Origin of the sequence: Streptomyces incarnatus, assembly GCF_001027185.1 — a bacterium.
GTDB classification, from domain to species: domain Bacteria; phylum Actinomycetota; class Actinomycetes; order Streptomycetales; family Streptomycetaceae; genus Streptomyces; species Streptomyces puniciscabiei.
On record NZ_CP011497.1, the window covers coordinates 1,576,294 to 1,593,658 of the forward strand.

General features: G+C 69.4%; 14 protein-coding genes. 6 read left to right on the top strand and 8 right to left on the bottom strand.

The features are described 5' to 3' along the window. Nucleotides 1–307 precede the first annotated feature (307 nt). From ABB07_RS06970 to ABB07_RS06985, 4 genes are all read left to right on the top strand, one after another. Nucleotides 308–1,474 carry an ATP-binding cassette domain-containing protein gene (locus ABB07_RS06970; protein WP_208897884.1) on the top strand — a complete coding sequence of 389 codons (1,167 nt, stop codon included), beginning with the start codon at nt 308–310 and terminating at the stop codon, nt 1,472–1,474. Beyond that, on the top strand, nt 1,471–2,121 hold the full coding sequence (locus tag ABB07_RS06975; protein WP_208897885.1) for an ABC transporter permease: 651 nt from the start codon (nt 1,471–1,473) through the stop codon (nt 2,119–2,121). Before ABB07_RS06970 ends, ABB07_RS06975 begins: the two co-directional genes overlap by 4 nt. Then, the gene (locus ABB07_RS06980; RefSeq protein WP_208897886.1) at nt 2,118–2,954 is read left to right on the top strand and encodes an ABC transporter permease; all 837 of its coding nucleotides are present in this window, start codon (nt 2,118–2,120) and stop codon (nt 2,952–2,954) included. The genes ABB07_RS06975 and ABB07_RS06980 overlap by 4 nt, the downstream gene beginning before the upstream one ends. A 155-nt stretch (nt 2,955–3,109) precedes the next feature. Further along, complete coding sequence (locus tag ABB07_RS06985) at nt 3,110–3,898, top strand: ABC transporter substrate-binding protein (protein ID WP_208897887.1); 789 nt, start codon at nt 3,110–3,112, stop codon at nt 3,896–3,898. 870 nt (nt 3,899–4,768) lie between these two features. Here the strand turns inward: ABB07_RS06985 and ABB07_RS06990 are convergent. The 6 genes from ABB07_RS06990 to ABB07_RS07015 form a co-directional block, all read right to left on the bottom strand. Further along, nucleotides 4,769–5,788 (bottom strand): hypothetical protein, encoded by a 1,020-nt coding sequence (locus ABB07_RS06990; protein WP_208897888.1) that lies wholly within the window; start codon nt 5,786–5,788, stop codon nt 4,769–4,771. Nucleotides 5,789–6,193: 405 nt separating this feature from the next. Then, nucleotides 6,194–7,291 carry an IS110 family RNA-guided transposase gene (locus ABB07_RS06995; protein WP_244189250.1) on the bottom strand — a complete coding sequence of 366 codons (1,098 nt, stop codon included), beginning with the start codon at nt 7,289–7,291 and terminating at the stop codon, nt 6,194–6,196. Nucleotides 7,292–7,436: 145 nt separating this feature from the next. Then, nucleotides 7,437–9,410 carry an acetoacetate--CoA ligase gene (locus tag ABB07_RS07000; protein WP_208897889.1) on the bottom strand — a complete coding sequence of 658 codons (1,974 nt, stop codon included), beginning with the start codon at nt 9,408–9,410 and terminating at the stop codon, nt 7,437–7,439. Then, the gene (gene mhpA / locus ABB07_RS07005; RefSeq protein ID WP_208897890.1) at nt 9,407–10,996 is read right to left on the bottom strand and encodes a bifunctional 3-(3-hydroxy-phenyl)propionate/3-hydroxycinnamic acid hydroxylase MhpA; all 1,590 of its coding nucleotides are present in this window, start codon (nt 10,994–10,996) and stop codon (nt 9,407–9,409) included. The genes ABB07_RS07000 and mhpA overlap by 4 nt, the downstream gene beginning before the upstream one ends. Nucleotides 10,997–11,016: 20 nt before the next feature. Beyond that, the gene (locus ABB07_RS07010) at nt 11,017–11,955 is read right to left on the bottom strand and encodes a fumarylacetoacetate hydrolase family protein (RefSeq protein WP_208897891.1); all 939 of its coding nucleotides are present in this window, start codon (nt 11,953–11,955) and stop codon (nt 11,017–11,019) included. Nucleotides 11,956–11,978: 23 nt separating this feature from the next. Then, a complete protein-coding gene (locus ABB07_RS07015; protein ID WP_208897892.1) occupies nt 11,979–13,124 on the bottom strand; it encodes a VOC family protein in 1,146 nt (381 codons plus the stop codon). A 134-nt stretch (nt 13,125–13,258) separates the two neighbouring features. Between ABB07_RS07015 and ABB07_RS07020 the strand changes: the two genes are divergently transcribed. Beyond that, nucleotides 13,259–13,894, top strand: coding sequence for a TetR/AcrR family transcriptional regulator (locus ABB07_RS07020; protein ID WP_208897893.1), 636 nt, complete (start codon nt 13,259–13,261; stop codon nt 13,892–13,894). Nucleotides 13,895–13,906: 12 nt separating this feature from the next. Here ABB07_RS07020 and ABB07_RS07025 read toward each other — a convergent pair whose 3' ends face one another. Continuing rightward, a complete protein-coding gene (locus ABB07_RS07025; protein ID WP_208897894.1) occupies nt 13,907–14,707 on the bottom strand; it encodes an LmeA family phospholipid-binding protein in 801 nt (266 codons plus the stop codon). Nucleotides 14,708–14,777: 70 nt separating this feature from the next. Then, a complete protein-coding gene (locus ABB07_RS07030; protein ID WP_244189251.1) occupies nt 14,778–15,416 on the bottom strand; it encodes a TetR/AcrR family transcriptional regulator in 639 nt (212 codons plus the stop codon). 189 nt (nt 15,417–15,605) lie between these two features. Here ABB07_RS07030 and ABB07_RS07035 point away from each other — a divergent pair, with 189 nt between their 5' ends. Continuing rightward, nucleotides 15,606–17,219, top strand: a complete 1,614-nt coding sequence (locus ABB07_RS07035; RefSeq protein WP_208897896.1) for an MFS transporter — start codon at nt 15,606–15,608, stop codon at nt 17,217–17,219. Nucleotides 17,220–17,365 lie beyond the last annotated feature (146 nt).

Here is a 17,365-nt window from a genome sequence, read left to right on the forward strand (position 1 = left end):
TTCGGCTCATCGCGGCCGCGCCGAATCCTGCCCCCGAATTGTGAAGGTTGCACGGCCAACGGCACCACCAGATCGGCCGGCTATCAGGGGCCAACCCCACGCGGCGCATCGGGGGCTGCAAAGGGCGTGGCTCACACGGTCCTCTCCGCACTGACGCACGCCTTCCTGAGCCACGCCTGCCTGCCCGTCGACGGCGCCAGTTCCTCATCTGACCGGTCTGTGACGGCCCGCTCGCTGACACAGCCGCAGACCGAACGACACAACACCCCACCGTCCCGCGACGCGGTACGGACCGAGAGGACGCACGATGATCCGGTTCGACGCAGTGACCAAGACCTACCCCGACGGGACCGTCGCCGTGAACGCCCTCACCTTGGAGGCGGCCACGGGCGAGACGACCGTCCTCGTCGGACCCTCCGGCTGCGGCAAGACGACCTCTCTGCGGATGGTCAACCGCATGGTCGAACCCACTTCCGGGCAGGTATGGCTCGACGGCCGCGACATCGCCACCATCGCGCCCCATGAACTGCGCCGCGGCATCGGCTACGTCATCCAACAGGCCGGACTGTTCCCGCACAGGACCGTCCTGGACAACATCGCCACCGTTCCCGTCCTCACCGGCTGCTCACGGCGCCAAGCCCGCACACGAGCCGCCGAGCTCCTCGACCTGGTCGGCCTTTCCTCGGACCTCGCCGGCCGCTACCCGAATCAGCTCTCCGGCGGCCAGCAGCAGCGCGTCGGCGTGGCTCGGGCCTTGGCCGCCGACCCGCCGGTGATGCTCATGGACGAACCCTTCAGCGCCCTTGACCCGGTGGTCCGCGAACAACTCCAGAACGAGTTCCTCCGTCTTCAGCACGACCTCGGCAAGACGATCGTCTTCGTCACCCACGACATTGACGAGGCGATCAAACTCGGAGACAAAGTCGCCATCCTGGACAGCGGCGGAACCCTCGTCCAGGCCGGCAGCCCGGCCGAACTCCTGTCCCGGCCCGGGACCCCGTTCGTCGCCTCGTTCCTCGGCCGCGACCGCGGCTACCGCGCACTGACTTTCGCCCAGGCCGGCTCCCTCCCGCTGAGCGACGAAACCCCCGTCCGCCTCGGCGACCCCCTCGTCCTGGCAAGCGACCGGCAGACCGACGGCTGGGTCCTCGTACTCGACGACCAGGAGGTCCCTCAAGGGTGGCTGGCCACAGCCACCCTGTCTGACCGTCAGGACGTTGGCACGGTCACCGCAGATCTGCTGCACCTGGGCGGCACACTCGCCACCGCCCACGGCACCCTGCGCGAGGCCCTCGACGCGGCCCTGTCCTCACCGAGCGGACGCGGAGTCGTGGTCAACGAGAACGGACGACTGGCAGGAACCGTCACCGCTTCCCACGTGCTGGCCCTGGTCGAGAAGCGGGCTGCCCGCCTGCGTGCCGCCGAACTCCAGCCCGCCGTTGCCGGCCTCACCGCACCAAAGGCACAACCGTGAATCAGCTCTGGACCTACTTCGCCGCGCACCAGGACCAGATCCTCGGCTGGGCGCGGACCACCATGTGGCTGGCCGCAGTCCCCGTCGTGAACGGCCTCGCCCTGGCCTTGCCCTGCGGATGGCTCGCCCACCGCCATCGAGTCGTTCGCACTGCACTGACCTCGGGCCTGGGGGTGCTCTATACGATCCCCTCCTTGGTCATGTTTCTGGTCATCCCCGAAATCCTCGGCACCAGGATCCTCTCCCCGGTCAATGTCGTGACCGCGCTGACCTTCTACAGCTTCGTCCTGGTCGTACGCAGTGTTCTCGACGGCTTGGACTCCGTTCCGCCGTCGATCCTGTCGACAGCAACCGCCATGGGACACACCACGCGCCAATGCCTGCTGTTCATACAGCTACCGCTCGCGTTGCCGGTTATCGGCGCCGGGGTGCGGGTCGCGGCCGTCTCCAACGTCAGCCTCGTCTCGGTTTCCTCGGTGATCGGGACTGCCCAGCTCGGACAGCTCTTCCTCGCCGGAAACAACACCGGTTCACTGCCGCCCATCGTGCTGGGCCTGATGTCCTTCGCCACGATCGCCCTGCTCTTCGACCTGGCCCTCCTCGCAGCCATCCGGCTGCTGACCCCCTGGCGGGCGGTGACCCGATGAACCTCGCTCTCCACGACGAGTTGCCCGGACCCGGTCGCGTCCTCGTATGGTTCAACGACCCCCTGAACTGGTGGGGACCCGGCGGACTGGTCGCCGACGCCCGCCAGCACATCGTCTACACCCTCGTCATCGTCGCGCTGGCAGCCGTGATCGCCCTCCCCGCGGGCCTGGTGATAGGTCACACGGGACGCGGCACCCTGCTGGTAGCAGGACTCGCCAACGGCCTTCGCGCCATCCCGGCCCTGGGTCTGCTCATCCTCCTGGTCGTGGTCCTGTCCCCCCACATTCACGTCCAAGGTGGCGTCCCGGGCGTCCTCGCCCCCGGCAGCATCCCCTACTTCGTCCCCGCGGCCCTGGTCCTCGTCCTGACCGCCGTACCGCAGATCCTCACCAGCACCTACGCCGGTATCCAGGCCCTCGACCCCACCGTCCGCGACGCAGCCCGAGGCTGCGGCATGACCTCACTCCAAGTCATCCTCAAGGTCGAACTGCCCACCGCCGCACCACTGATCATCTCCGGCATCCGCAGCGCCACCCTCCAGGTCATCGCCACCCTCACCGTCGCCGCCTACGCACCACTGGTGGGCGGACTGGGACGACTGATCGTCGACGGCCAGCAAGACCTCGCCGATCCCCGCTACGGCTACCCCGCCATGCTCGCCGCCGGCATCACCGTCGCCGTCCTCGCCATCGCCGCCGACGCCCTCCTCGCCCTGGCCCAGCGCAAGACCACCTCACCCGGACTCGCCCCCACCGGCCTCCTCAGGACACCGCAGCCCCGGCCGCACCGCGTCCCCAGTCACACCTCCGCCACATCCAAGGAACTCACATGAGGCGCATCCTGCCCGTAGCACTCATCCTGACCACCACACTCGCCGCCGGCGCATGCGGAGCCCCCGGATCCTCCTCCAGAACCACCACCCAGCAGCAAGCCCCCGCCTCCTACCGGGCAACAGCCCCACTCCCAGCGGCCCCCGGGCAGGTGACGATGGGATCGGCCGGCTTCCCCGAGTCAGAGCTGCTGGCCCACCTCTACGCCGACGCGATGAAAGCCCGCGGCGTCTCCGTACAGATCCACGCCAACATCGGCGAGCGCGCCGCCTACATAAGTGCCCTCAAGGAAGGCTCCATCGGAGCGGTCCCCGAATACACCGGAGCCATCCTCAACTACCTGGCCCCCGGGCAGAAGGCCACCAGCCCACAGAACATCTACACCCAACTGCGGCGCACCGCCGAAGCACAGGGGCTCGCAGTCACCGACTACGCACCTGCACAGGACGCCGACACCATCACCGTCGCCAAGGCCACGGCCGACAAATACCGTTTGAGCACCATCGGTGACCTGCGGCACGTCGCTGGCCGACTCGATCTCGGAGCCCCCCAACCCCTGCTGACCGTGCCCTACGGCGTGCCCGGGCTGAAGAAGGTGTACGGCGTCGCCTTCAAGCAGTTCGTCGCGCTCGCCCCGACCGGAACGATCACCCAAACGGCACTGCGTAACGGCACCGTCGACGCCGCCGACATCTTCTCCACCGACCCGGCCATCTCCCGCTACGGCTTCGTGTCCCTCAAGGACCCGCACCACCTCTTCGCCGCCCAGAACGTCGTACCCCTGTTCAAGCGGGACGTCCTGACTCAGCCCATGGCCGACGCGTGCAACGCCGTCTCGGCCAAACTCACCACCGCCGTCCTCGGCGAACTCGACGCGCAGATCGCCAAGGGAGCCGATCCAGAAAGCCTTGCCCACCAGTGGCTTGCTGCCAACGGACTCGCATGACTCACGACCCGTATATCCCCGCCAATCACAGGCGGCATTGCCACCGCGTGGACCACAGAGCACGATCGCACGGCAGCGTGTCCCAGCACGTGCCCGTACCGGAACAGCGATGGGCGCATTGGCGCCGACCTCGAACAGGCCGGCTGTCTGAGCCGTAAAACATCCGTCGGTCTGATGTGCCCGTCGCTGGGGCTGCAGAGCAGCCTGGCCGCCGACGGCGTACCCAGTCATGATCTGCGAGCGGGTCACGAGGCGCTCTTCGTGCGCGTCGCCGCCGGCGCTGTCACCGTCACGCTCCTGGGGGTGTGCGCATCAGCGTCGCGGCTGCAGAGGAGGATTACGACGTCATGGAGTACTTCGCTCGGCACAGCGACCGCATCCGAAGAGCACAGGAAAGCGGACATGCAGGGACTGTGGCGCGGACATCACCGCGAAACAGCTCCTCGCCGTCACTGCGATGCTTGTCTGCCAGCATGGAAGTCGGAGCAGCGCCGAAAGCGAAAGGCAGACCCCGAACGAGCTCGCCGGGAGCGGGCGAATGCTGCGAACAAGCGTCGAGCACGGATTCGCGGCAACGGACGGTCTGCCCATGACCGGCTCGACATCTTCGAACGAGACGGCTGGGTCTGCCAGCTGTGCCACCTTGCCGTGGACCAAGACGCGGTGTGGCCTGACCCCTTGGCGCCTGCAGGCGGCTGCCGATCGCCCTGGATCAAGGCCCAGGATCTGCCGCCACCGTGGCGCTGAGGACTAGGACAATCCTGGTGGCACAGACTGGGCACCGGCGGCAGCGCCTCGCGACGCTGTGCGTCGCGTGCCAGGGTCAGGGCGCTGCCTGACCGGCAGGTGGGATGAAGCTGCCTCAGCGCATCAGAAGGGCGCTTCCGCGGTACCACCGGATGGCGTCGCACCCGGCAGCAGACCCAGGGGAAGCGGCAGGTTGGTCACCACGAACTGGCTCAGGATGTCGTCGCGGTCCATGAACATGATCTGGCTCCGCTTCGCCGCGTCCAACGCGTTACCCAGCCAGTTACGGGCCGCCTTGGTGATCTCCCCGCCGGCCACGATGAACGCATGGTCGACAAGGACACGCCGGTTGGTCTCGGGGTCGAAGATCTCGTGCGCCAGCATCATCAGAGCCTGATTGTGGATCTCGGCGATGTTGGCATTGCCCGCCCTGGACTTTCCGGTGGCGTCCAGCTTGCCGCGCTTCACCTGGATGTCGAAGTACAGGAAGTGCTGGGTCGGCAGGGTGTACCGCATCCAGATGTCCTTGCCGTACTCCAGCGCCTTGTCCCGGTGCCCGGCTGCAGTGATCCGGTGAAAACCCAGCTGTCGAAATAACGGCAGCAGCACTTCCTCAATGAGTGCATCCTCACTGCACGTGTCCAGGAACGCGGCAAGTGCTGTACGCCGCTGCATCTCGGCGGCGCTCAGGGGACGATGCGGGTTCTTGGCCAACACCGAGACTGTGTTCGTCCCGATGTGCCGCAGGTAGCAGTGCTTGTCCTCCCCGTAGAAGGCTTCGAACCCCTCGCGGGCGAGCGCATTGTTCAGCAAGCGCAGGGCATTGGGCCGGTCGAGACCCTCGTTGAGGGCATCCGCCGGATTCATCAGGTGGTCGATCACCCTGCAGAACGACTCCGGCGGGTGCGCAGGCCCCTCGTGCGGCTCCGCCAACAATTGTTCCAGCACCCCCGCAACCCAGCGATGCCGCGTCGAACCGTCGTGCTCCCATTCCATGTCGAGCTCCGCGAAGAACTCGGTGATATACATGCTCGAGCGATACGGGAAATACGCAGGCTCGGCATCAGCTTGAGGATCAGCCGCACCGAGGTTCCCGCAAATGAGGTCGCCAAGCATTTCCAGCGTTCGCTTTCTGAACTTCACGACGCCCTCCCAAGAGCCGCTCCCCCCAGCCACCGCGTGCCGACCATTGTGCCCTGTCACCGCAGAACGCCCGGAACGTACGACCAAGTCCGGTTTCATCAGGGGTGCAGCACCAACGATGGTCACGACGTCGTACATCCGCCCGCCCGGTTTCCCCGCGGGGCCGCGTGGCCTCACGGTTCCCGTCTTGCTGGCTGCGATCGCAAATCCAGCGTCGCCGAGCGCAGCGCAGGAACACGAAATGCATGAGAAGCCGAGCCCGTCGTGCGCGCAAGCGCAGTCGAGCTCGAGACGAAGCCCCACCGGAGTGCTCCGGTGGGGCTTCGTCTCGTGGCTCTGGCAGAGGCCCCGCCAGCACGCTCCCCGGCTCGGCCTTGCCCTATCACCGGCCTGTCACAGACGCCCCTATAACGGGGGAACGGTGGATGCCGCTCTGACCAGGTTGAAGACCTCTCGGGCGGCATATCGCTTGAGGCATCGGATGATCTCACGTCGGGTCTTGCCCTCCTGGGTGCGGCGTTCGTAGTACGCCTGGGTGCGCGGGTCGTGGCGCAGCCGGGTGAAGACGATGCGGTGCAGGGCGGCGTTGACCTGCCGGTCGCCGCCGCAGTTGAGCCGTCGCGTGATTCGCCGCCCGGAGGAGTACTCGATGGGGCTGACTCCGCAAAGCGCAGCAAAGGACGCCTCGGTGTTCAGCCGCTCGGGGTTGTCTCCCATGGTGATCAGGAGAGTGACGGCGCTGTCCGGGCCGATGCCCACCGGCACGAGTAGCTGTGGGGCGTGGTGTTCGACGAGCCGGGTCAGGCGTTGGTTCAGCTCATTGATCTGCCCGGTGAGCTGTTCGATGCGCTCCGCGAGCATTCTCAGGGTCATGTGGGTGGCCTGGGCCACCGCGTTCTCGCCGTCCTCGCCGTCGCCTGGCCCGAGGCGTGCGCAGGTGCGGAACAGCTCGCGGTTGCCGAGGCTGGACAGTCGTTCCCGCAGGGCGGGGTCGGCGATGACCAGGACGGCTTTGAGCTGGTTGATCGCCTGGGTACGGGCCTTGACCGCGGAGTCCCTGGCGAGCTTCAAGATCCGGGCGCTGTGCACCGGACCGTCGCCGGACTTGGCCCGGGCCCGGGCGCGACCGCTGAGCACGGCCCGCGCCGCGGCCTGCGCATCGAGCGGGTCGGACTTCCCCAGCAGCCGGCGGGCCGAGCGATCCGGCCGGTTCACCTCGTACACCTCGACCTGCTGCGCCAGCAGGTAACGGGCCAGGCCCGCGCCGAAGGTACCGGTGCCCTCCACACCGGCCCGGCACACCGTCCCCCGCTTGCGGGCCCACACGAGCAGCCGCCGATAGCCGGCCCCCGTCGCCGGAAACGACTCGGTACCCAGGACCTTCCCCAGCGGGGAGATCACGGCGGCAACATGCACCTCGCCGTGCGTGTCCACGCCCAGCACGACCTCTCTCCGCCCGGGAGGGTCCGTGTTCGAGGAGGTGCCGCGCTGTCTGGTCGTCATGGTGGTTCGCCTCCCGCGTGGCGACGTGCTGGGTGGATGGCACCGGCCTGCATGGGCGGTCTGAACCGTGATGGCGCCTGAAACACCAGGCCCAGCGGGACGAACACCAGGGCCAGGGCGACGGCGAGGGTGATGTGTGCCGTGATCATGCCGACCGGTCCCGGCGTTCGGCTCCCAGCCGAGCGTAGTGGCCGATCAACTCGGGGTTGTCGACGGCGGCGGGGTTGACGACCTGCTCGACCGGAGCCCCTTGGAGGAGGCGCTTGACGGGAACTTCGAGCTTCTTGCCCGTGCGGGTGTGCGGGATCCCCGGCACTTCCAGGATCTCGTCGGGGACATGACGAGGGGAGGCCCCGGTGCGGATCGCGTCCTTGATCTTCTCGCGGAGGGCGTCGTCCAGAGTCACCCCGGGGGCCGGGACCACGAACAGCGGCATCCAGTAGCCGCCGTCAGGTTCCTCGGCACCGATGACCAGGGCCTCGTTGATCTCGGGGAGGCGTTCGACGACGTCGTGGATGTCGGCGCTGCCCAGACGTACGCCGTTGCGGTTCAGCGTGCTGTCCGAGCGGCCGTGGACGATCACCGAGCCGTGACCGGTGAGCGTGATCCAGTCCCCGTGCCGCCAGACGCCGGGGTAGGAGGAGAAGTAGGCGTCGCGGTAGCGGGTGCCGTCTGGGTCGTCCCAGAAGTACAGCGGCATCGACGGCATGGGCCGGGTGACCACCAGCTCGCCGACCTGGTCGGTGACCGGGGTGCCCTCGGTGTCGTACGCGGCCAGCGCCACGCCCAGGTGGGGCGCGGACAACTCCCCTGCCCAGACAGGGGTGTTGGGTGCACTGCCCGCGAAGCCGGACACCACGTCCGTGCCGCCGCTGATGGAGGCGAGCAGGGCGTGGTCGCCCACGTGGTCGCGGACCCAGGGGTAGGCGGAGGCCGGCAGGGCGGAGCCGGTGCAGCCGACCACGCGGATCGACGACAGGTCGTGGACGGAGGGGTCGATGCCCAACTTGGCCATGCCCAGCAGGTACTGGGGGCTGGTGCCGAAGACGGTCACCCGGTGGCGCGCGGCCAGCTCCCACAGGACGTCGAGCTTGGCGAAGGGCGCCGGGCTGCCGTCGTAGGTACAGGTCGTGGCACCGGTCAGCAGGGTGGAGGCGACCAGGTTCCACATCATCCAGTGGGTGGTGGTGTACCACAGGAGGCGGTCGCCGGGGCCGAGGTCGGAGTGCAGCGCGAGGGTCTTGAGGTGCTCCAGCAGGACGCCGCCGTGGCCGTGGACGATGCCCTTGGGCAGGCCGGTGGTGCCGGAGGAGAACACGACCCACAGGGGGTGATCGAACGGCACCGGCGCGAAGGTGAGTTCTTCGGTCCGGGTGGAGGCATCCTCCCAGGGAATGATCAGCGAACGGTGGTTCTCCGCGGGCCACGGCGGGCCCACATGGTCCACCAGCAGCGTCGCCTTCAACGTCGGTAGCGCGCGGGCGAGTTCGAGGGCGGCCTCGCGGCGGTCGTGGATGGTGCCGTTGAAGAGGTAGCCGTCGGCGGTGATCAGAACGGTGGGTTCGAGCTGGGCGAACCGGTCGGCGGCGGCCTTGGGCGCATAGTCCTGCCCGCACACCGACCACACAGCCCCGAGGCTCGCGGTGGCCAGGAACGCGACAATCGCGTGCGGGGTGTTGGGCAGGTAGCCGACCACCCGGTCGCCCTGGCCCACCCCCAGGTCGCGCAGGGTCGCGGCCACCGAGGCGACCTGGGAGCGAAGTTGCTTGCCGGTCACTTCGTATCCGGAGCCGGTCTCGTCGAGGGCGAGGATCGCCACCCCGTCGTCCTGGACATGGCGCAGGGCGTGGTGGGCGTAGTTGAGGGTGGCGCCGGGGAACCAGCGGGCGCCCGGCATCCGCTCCTCGGCAAGGACCTGCTCGTACGGGGTGTCCGCGTCGATGCCGAAGTACTCCCACACCGCACGCCAGAAGCCCTCCAGGTCGGTGACCGACCAGCGGTGCAGGGCGGCGTAGTCGGAACCGTCCAGCCCTACGTGGCGGGCGAAGTCCACGATGCGGCTGGCGGCCTCGTCCTCCGGGTCGGGAGTGAAGAAGGGGGCCGGGTACGGCGTGTTCATCGCGTCGTGCTCCTCAGCAGGCTGTTCTGTGGGGAAGGATGGGGGCTGCGCGTGGTGTGCAGCAGGGACGCCCAGGCGGCGGTGTCCGTGAAGTCCCGCCGACCGGCCGGGACGACGTCCATGACGACGCGATCCGGACGCAGCAGTACGGCGTCCGCCCGGCCGGCGTGCAGCCAGGCGGCGAGCGTGCCGTCGTCGCGCAGGTCGGCCACGGGGACCGCTCTGACGCCGAGCCCGTGGGCGAGCGCGGTCAGCGAGGGCCACGGGTCGGCTGCGGTCAGGACGGTGAAGTCGTCGCCGAGCACCTCGTCGAGACGGGCGCGCCGACCGTCGGCGTGCACCCAGGGCTGCGGGCAGTGGGTGCCCGCAAGACCCCGGCGGGCACGACGCCGTACCAAAGGCCCTGCGGTCAGGGACGGGCTGAGGTCGCGGCCGGCCAGTTCAGTCAGGCCGGGTATGCGGCACGCGGCGGCCAGGAGGTTGCGGCGCAGTGCGGCGGCGCCGTCCTGGCCGCCGGTCATGGCCCAGCCCATGGCGACCGCCAGCCGGATCACATGCCGTGCGTGCGGCTTGCGCTCGCTCTCGTAGGTCTCCAACAGCCGCTCTCCTGCGCCCTGTTGGAGGACGCGGGCGAGCTTCCACGTGAGGTTATAGGCGTCCCGCAGACCGGAGCACAGCCCCTGCCCGATGAACGGCGGGGTGAGATGAGCCGCGTCGCCGAGGAGGAAGATCCGTCTGTCGTGCCACCGGTCGGCGACGCGCGCCCGGAAGGTGTATTGCGTCTTACGGACGACCTCGAAGTCCCCGTCGTACGACGGCGGCAGCCACGGGGCGACCAGCTCGCGGACCGGCTCGTCCGCGTCCCGCAGGCGGAACTCCCAGCGGTAGCGGTCCTCGCCGACGCGCATGAAGGTCGCCGGCCGGTCCGGGTCGCAGACCTGGTCGACGCCCTCCCAGCAGCGGACCGGGAGGCTGGTGCGGACGTCGATGACCGTCCAGTGTTCCTCGAAGCGCAGGTCCTCCCAGACGGCTCCGATGGCGTCGCGGGTGAGGCTGTTGGCGCCGTCGCAGCCGAGGACCGCTTGCGCCCAGAGGTGATGCTCGCCGTCGTCGTCCCGGTACGTCACGCGCACGGGACCCGTGGTGTCCGGGCCGACGGCGGTGACCTCCACGCCGCCCCGCAGTTCGCACTCCGGGCGCCGCGCGAGGGCGTCGCGCAGCAGGCGCTCCAGCTCGGGCTGGTCGAACATGCTGGTCTGCGGGTAGCCGTGATGGCCGTGCTGGGAGCGCCGGAACTCGGCCATCACCCGGTGCCGGGCGTCCAGCAGCCGCAGCCCCTTGGCGGGACGGGAGATGGCGGCGAACTCCTTTTCCACGCCCGCGGCCTGGAGGATCCTGCACACCTCGTCATCGGTGGCGACCGCGCGCGGGAGCGGGTAGACGTCCCGGTGGCGTTCCAGGACGACGCTGCGGACCCCGCGCCGGGCGAGGAGGAGGGCGGCGGTCACGCCCACCGGTCCGGCGCCGATGATCACGACGGGTGCGTGCTGTGCGGAGTGCGGGGGTGGGGGCTGGTCGGCGGTCATGGGCGGCTCACCTCGGGTCCCTACTTGGCGTCCGTGACGGGCGTACGCTGCTCGCCGAGGTCGATCAGGCCGTCCGGGGTCGAGATCGTCGCCGTGATCACGTCACCCGTGTGCAGGTAGTGCGGGTTGCGGCCCTGGCTCTTGAAGAACGCCTTCCACTTCGCCGCGGGCGGCAGCAGCGAACCGATCTTCTCCACCGCCTTGGGCGGAGCCTTGAGCGCCGTGCCGCCGGGCGTGCCGGTCAGCAGCAGATCGCCGGATTCCAGGGCCTGGAAGCGGGCCAGCAGGGTCAGCGCCTGCGCCGGGCGGACGATCATGTCGGCGAGGGTGCGGTCCTGACGCAGCTCGCCGTTGACCGACAACCTCAGTCGCAGGTCGAGGAGATGGGCGAACTCCTCCGGCTCCAGCAGGGTCAGGTACGGTCCGGTCGGCGTGAAGGTCGGGTAGGACTTGCTCTCGTAGAACTGCGTCTTGGTCAGCTGTACGTCACGGGCGCTGACGTCGTTGGTGATCACCAGCCCGGCGACGTACGACGGCAGGTCCCGCTCCTCGACAACAGTGCCGACGGGCAGGGGCGCGCCCATGACGAGTCCGAGTTCGATCTCGTAGTCGAGGAACTTCACGTGCGAGGGCCGGACCACGGCCTCCGCAGGTCCGCTGACCGAGCCGGACGCCTTGCGGAAGAACGCGGGCGGGATGTCGCCCGTGAAACCCGAATCGCGGGCATGGCTGCGGTAGTTGACCATCTGGGCGACCACCCGGCAGGGGGTCGTGACCGGCGAGAGGGCGACCAGGTCGGCGACGGGCGTGCCCGTGTCGTCCGAGAGAGCCGCCTCACGTACGGCGGCACGATCGGCGATCAGTTCGGCGGTGGTGGTGGCCTTGGTGTCGACCGGGACGGCACGGTGGCCGCGGACGACCCACCAGCCGTCGGTGGTGCGCAGGACGTTGGTGCTCATGGCATTGCCTTCTGTGAGGAGGATCAGGAGTTCGCGGCCTTCAGGAGGCCCAGCAGGCGCGCACGGTCCATCTCGTTGTCGCCGCGCAGGGCCTCGATCACGTCGCGGATCCGCTGCGGGGAGGGACTGGCGCCGAGGAAGTCGCGGGTGGCCGGCGGGCCCCACTGGGCCAGCCCGCTCGTGGACATGGGCGCCCAGCCGGGTTCGACGTCGCAGGAGAACAGGTCGCCGTCGGCGAAGTGCTCCAGCATGAAGTGGTCGGGGTCGCGCCAGTAGTCGAAGAGCTGGCTGCCCTGGATGTGCCGGCCGATGCCCCAGCTGCGCTTGTATCCGCGCTCGCCCAGGTATTCACCGCCGGCCGCGATCGAGTCCAGGTCGGTGACCTGGTAGGCGGAGTGGACGTAGCCCGTGCCTGGCCCCAGGTGCATGGCAAGGGTGTGGTGGTCGGCTGGCACGCTGCCCAGATCGCAGCGGATGAACGCCATCGTCGGGCCCCGGTCACGCTGGCCGTCCAGGAACAGGAAGTCGGACACGATCATGCCGAGGGTGTCCAGGTACCAGTCCAGAGCCCGGGCGAACACGCGGGTCTCCAGGACGACATGGCCGAGGCGCTGGATCCGGGACGGCTCGCGCGGCGGGCGCTGCGTGGCGTTGGTACGGCGGTGGTCCGTACCGAAGTTGAGCAGCAGCGGACGCTGTTCGGGCAGCGCCGGCAGTTCCTCGCCGCAGCTCACCACGCGCACCGGGAAGCCGGACGGGTCGAGCAGGTCGACCGCCTTGCCGCCGCCGGGCACGTCGGCGTCCCGCACGGCCGTGCCGGTGGCGCGGGCCAGCCGGTCGAGGTCGGCCCGCTCGGCGGCCCGGAACGCCGGGCCGATGAAACGGGACGCACGACCGCGGCGGATCACCATGCAGGGCGAGCCGGCGAAGGTGCCGCGCAGCCACAGCTCCCGCTCGGTGCGCGCGGCGATCTGGAAGCCGAAGTCGCGGGCGAAGACCGCGGCCCGGTCCAGGTCGGGCTTCTCGAACTCCAGCCAGGCCAGGTCCGCCACCTTGATCACCGGATTCCGGGACCGGCCCGGATGCTCACCGCGCAGGGCGCCCTGCTCGCTGTGGAGGTCCTGGTGGGCCGTCTTGACGTCAGCCCCGTGGACGCGGGTTTCAGACATGGTGCCCTCCGAGCAACATTGCCGTAATGAGGAAATCATCAACTGTGACAGTCCTGTCGTCAAGCTGTTCACGGCAGGAAATGATGGATTCATCAGGACTGCGATCGCGATCGCCCGGCCGATAGAATCCGCGTATGCCTACGTCAGCCCCGCCCAGCAACCGGTTCGAGCGGCGCCGCGCCGAGACCCGTCGGGCGCTCGTCCGCGCGGCCCGGCAGATACTCGCCGAGACCGGGGACACCAGCGCCAGCATTCAGGCGATCGCCGAGCGCGCCGACGTCGGATTCGGCTCCTTCTACAACCACTTCGAGTCGAAGACGGAGCTCTTCGAGGCGGCCGTGGTGGACGCCCTGGAGGAGTTCGGCCAGACCTTCGACAAGCACCTGGCGGGGATCGACGACCCGGCCGAGCTGCTCGCGGCGGGTTTCCGGCTCAGTGCGCGGATGGCCGACTCCCACCCGGAGCTGATGCAGGTCCTGCGCCGTCGCGGCCTCGGCCACATCCACTCGGACAACGGCCTGTCCTCCCGGGCGCTGCGCGACCTCCAGGTCGGCATGGCGTCCGGCCGCTTCACCGCCGTCGAGCCGACCGTCGCCCTGTCGGCGCTGGGCGGCACGCTGCTGTCCCTGGTGGAGCTGCGGTTCGCCCGCCCCGACCTGGATGGCGACGAAGCCGCGGTGAACCTCGCCGAAATGGTCCTGCGCATGCTGGGTCTCCCGGCGGACGACGCGCACGAGGTCTCCCGGCGGCCCCTCCCCGAGCTCGGCTGACCGGTCGGGGCTTCACGCGGCGGACGATGAGCTCGGGCGGAAGGTGACCGACGTGCCGGTGAAGCGGGCATCGACGCCGCTCTCCGTGGGAGTCACCGAGCGCAGGCGCAATCCGTCGGGGACGTTCTGGAGCGGGATGGGCTTCGACAGGGCCTTGTCGAGCAGCGCCTTGGCCGGAGGGATCAGTTCGCCCTGAGTGACACGGATATCCGAGAAGGCGATGCGGTTGCCACTGACCGTCGAGACGGCCGCGCTCACGGTCACGTCCCCGGCGAGCGGCAGACTGGCTGTCGCGTCGACGCGTCCGGGCTTGTCCCCCTGCGATATCTGCACGCCGAGGGCGCTCGACAGGTCGTCGTACGACAGGAAGGCGGTTGCGTCGACGCTGCGCGCATGGGCCTCCTCGGCGCTCCCCGAGGTCTTGAGGCCGTCCAGGCCGACGGTCAGCTTCGTCACCGGCAGCGGCCGGGTCGCTCCCCGGGCCGGTATGTCGTTCGCGGTGATGTCGACGTGATGCAGGCTGCCCTGGGCCAGCTGTGTCAGCACGGGAAAGCCGCTGACGTGCACCGAAGGCCGGTCGGGCGTGCCCATACCCTCCTGGAACGCCTTGGCCGTACGGCTCTCCGCGTTGGCCGCGGCGGCGCGGTCGACCACGACGGCTCCGACCAGCAGCGTCGCCAGGGACGCGGCGATGACGATCCTGCGCCGCCTCCGGGGAGGGGGCGGGCTCGCGTAGACGGCGGCGTCGCCGTAGTGGGACTCGCCGTAGTAGGACTCGTTGACGAACTCGCCCTCGGGCTGCGACTGGTACATGGTGTCCTGTCCCTCTCCGTGAGGTGCTGGGGAACTTCTTGGGATATGCGTTCGGGGCCTATGGGTGCACTCAGGCGCCGGCACGGTCCGGCCGGCCGAGGTTTCGGACGCGGGTGACGGCGAGGTCGCCGTCCACGCCCATCGCAATCAGGGCGGCAGTCGCGGTGCGCGTGCCGTCGTCGCTCCAGGTGCCGGCGTTCACGCATTCCAGGAGCCCGAGCAGATGGCCCTCCAGTGCCCGGCTCAGCGGGCCGGCCGGGACGCTGGTCTGGAAGACCCCCTGCCGCTGCCCCCGGGCGATGATCGCTGCCGCCGTCTCGCGCGCGGGAGCCAGGACCTCGGTGACCCGCTCGGCCCCGAGGTCCTGGGGGGCGAGGCGAAGCAGCATGCGGTACCGGTCACCGACAGGCCATACGGCGAGCACGAAGCGCGCCAGCGCCGTGACGGCGTCCGGCTCGCGAACATCCCGGGTCATTAGCGCCTGCCGCAGCGCCTGCGCAGCATCCTCCACCAGCCCCTCCACGAGCGCCGCCCTGCCGTTGAAGTGGCCGTAGACCGTACGACGCACCACCCCCGCGGCCACGGCGATGTCACCGAGGCTGCTGTCGGGATCACGGCCGAGCTCCTGCCTGGCCGCTTCGAGGATGCGGACCCGGGTGAGGAGGGCGCGGCTTCGTCCCGGGGCGTCTGTCACGGGTGCGCTGGTCATGCAGGGACCTCCAGTCGACGGTGGGAGGGCAGCTCGATAGTTGCACATAGACGAGCAATAAACTAGTCTGCACATCGATGGGCAATTAACTGCCACGGTGCCTCGCAGGCGACAAGGCCGCGCCCGCACCGCTCACCCCGATCCGCGAATCCCGAAGCCTCCGCTTCCCCTCCCGACGAGGAGCTTTCGATGCCGCTCTTTGCCAACACACCCGCCGAGAAGATGACCCGGCCCTATCCCCGGCGCTGGTGGGCCCTGCTGGTGCTCTGCCTGAGCCTGCTGATCGTCGTCATGGCGAACACCTCGCTGATCGTGGCGGCGCCGGACATGACGAAGGACCTGGGCCTGTCGAGCAGCGACCTGCAGTGGGTCATCGACGGCTACACCGTCCCCTACGCCGCGCTGATGCTGGTGCTGGGTGCGATAGGCGACAAGTACAGCCGCCGCGGCGCCCTGGTCCTGGGCCTGCTGATCTTCGCGGGTGGTTCGGTGATGGGCAGCCAGGTGCACCACACCGACCTGGTCATCACGGCCCGCGCGATCATGGGCGTCGGCGCCGCCATCGTCATGCCGGCCACCCTGTCCCTGCTCGTCGCCATCTTCCCGAAGGCCGAGCGCGCCAAGGCCATCACCGCCTGGTCCGCCACCTCCGGACTCGCCATCGCCGCGGGCCCGCTCGCCGCGGGCTGGCTGCTGCAGCACCACGCCTGGGGCTCCACCTTCCTGATGAACGTCCCCGTCGCCGTCCTCGGCGTCATCGGCGCACTGCTCCTCGTGCCGCCGTCCAAGGCCGAGGGCATGGGCCGCATCGACTACGTCGGCGGTCTGCTGTCGATCGTCTCCATCGGCTCCCTGGTCTACGCGACCATCGAGGGCCCGCACTTCGGCTGGGGCACCGGCCCGATCACCGCGGCCGTGGTCGCCGGGGTGGGCCTGCTGGCCTTCGTCGCCTGGGAGCTGCGCCACCCCAACCCGATGCTGAACGTGCGCAAGTTCACCGAGCGTGCGTTCTCCGGTTCGATGATGGCGGTGCTGTTCTTCTTCTTCGGCACCTTCGGGTCGATCTACTACTCCACCCAGTTCCTGCAGTTCGTCCTCGGCTACGACGCCCTGGAGACCGGCGTACGGCTGCTGCCGCTGGCCGGAGCCGTGTTCGTCGGCGCCGCGGTCACCGCGAAGCTGACGCCGAAGCTGGGTGTGAAGGTGGTCGTGGGCGTCGGCATGGTGCTCGGTACCACCGGTGTCTTCCTGCTCACCCGGGTCGCGTCGGGCTCCACGTACACCGACTTCCTGCCGTCCCTGCTGGTGCTGGGCTTCGCGATCGGCCTGAGCCTGTCCCCCGCCACCGACACCATCATGGGCTCCTTCCCCGAGTCGGAGCTCGGCGTCGGCGGCGGTGCCAACGACACCTCGCTGGAACTCGGTTGCTCGCTCGGCATCGCGATCCTCGGCTCCCTCCTCGCCACGACCTACAAGCACAAGCTGACCGACCTGGTCGGCGGCCACCTCCCGGCCGCCGCGATGGACACCGCCAAGGACTCGGTCGGCGGCGGACTCGCGGTCGCCGAGCAGGTCGCCAAGAACCCCCAGGGCGGACCCCAGCAGGCCCAGAGCCTGGTCGCGGCGGTGCACGAGTCCTTCGCCCACGCCATCGCCCACACCAGCCTCGTCGGCGGCATCATCATGGCCGTCGGAGCCGTGATCGTCATCGCGGTCCTGCCCGGCCGCAAGCACACCGGCAAGCACCGTCAGCAGGACACGCCGGTGCCGGCGCAGGAGACCGAGTCCGTGGGCGCCGCCTGAGCCCCACGAGGTAGCGGACCGGACACCGTTCCGGCCCGCCACCACCCCAGGACGGGCCGTGCCTGAGCGGCGCACGGCCCCGGACGGTGCCGGGAGGGGACGCCCGGCACCGTCCCTCTTTGCTGCCTGCACCCAGGGCCTCCCCG

Coding starts and splice junctions, on each gene's coding strand:
- ABB07_RS06985 (WP_208897887.1), top strand. CDS start 3,110: ATGGGATCGGCCGGCTTCCCCGAGTCAGAGCTGCTGGCCCACCTCTAC.
- ABB07_RS07025 (WP_208897894.1), bottom strand. CDS start 14,707: ATGTACCAGTCGCAGCCCGAGGGCGAGTTCGTCAACGAGTCCTACTAC.
- ABB07_RS07010 (WP_208897891.1), bottom strand. CDS start 11,955: ATGAGCACCAACGTCCTGCGCACCACCGACGGCTGGTGGGTCGTCCGC.
- ABB07_RS06995 (WP_244189250.1), bottom strand. CDS start 7,291: ATGACGACCAGACAGCGCGGCACCTCCTCGAACACGGACCCTCCCGGG.
- ABB07_RS07035 (WP_208897896.1), top strand. CDS start 15,606: ATGCCGCTCTTTGCCAACACACCCGCCGAGAAGATGACCCGGCCCTAT.
- ABB07_RS07015 (WP_208897892.1), bottom strand. CDS start 13,124: ATGTCTGAAACCCGCGTCCACGGGGCTGACGTCAAGACGGCCCACCAG.
- ABB07_RS06970 (WP_208897884.1), top strand. CDS start 308: ATGATCCGGTTCGACGCAGTGACCAAGACCTACCCCGACGGGACCGTC.
- ABB07_RS07030 (WP_244189251.1), bottom strand. CDS start 15,416: ATGACCAGCGCACCCGTGACAGACGCCCCGGGACGAAGCCGCGCCCTC.
- ABB07_RS07020 (WP_208897893.1), top strand. CDS start 13,259: ATGCCTACGTCAGCCCCGCCCAGCAACCGGTTCGAGCGGCGCCGCGCC.
- ABB07_RS07000 (WP_208897889.1), bottom strand. CDS start 9,410: ATGAACACGCCGTACCCGGCCCCCTTCTTCACTCCCGACCCGGAGGAC.
- mhpA (WP_208897890.1), bottom strand. CDS start 10,996: ATGACCGCCGACCAGCCCCCACCCCCGCACTCCGCACAGCACGCACCC.
- ABB07_RS06980 (WP_208897886.1), top strand. CDS start 2,118: ATGAACCTCGCTCTCCACGACGAGTTGCCCGGACCCGGTCGCGTCCTC.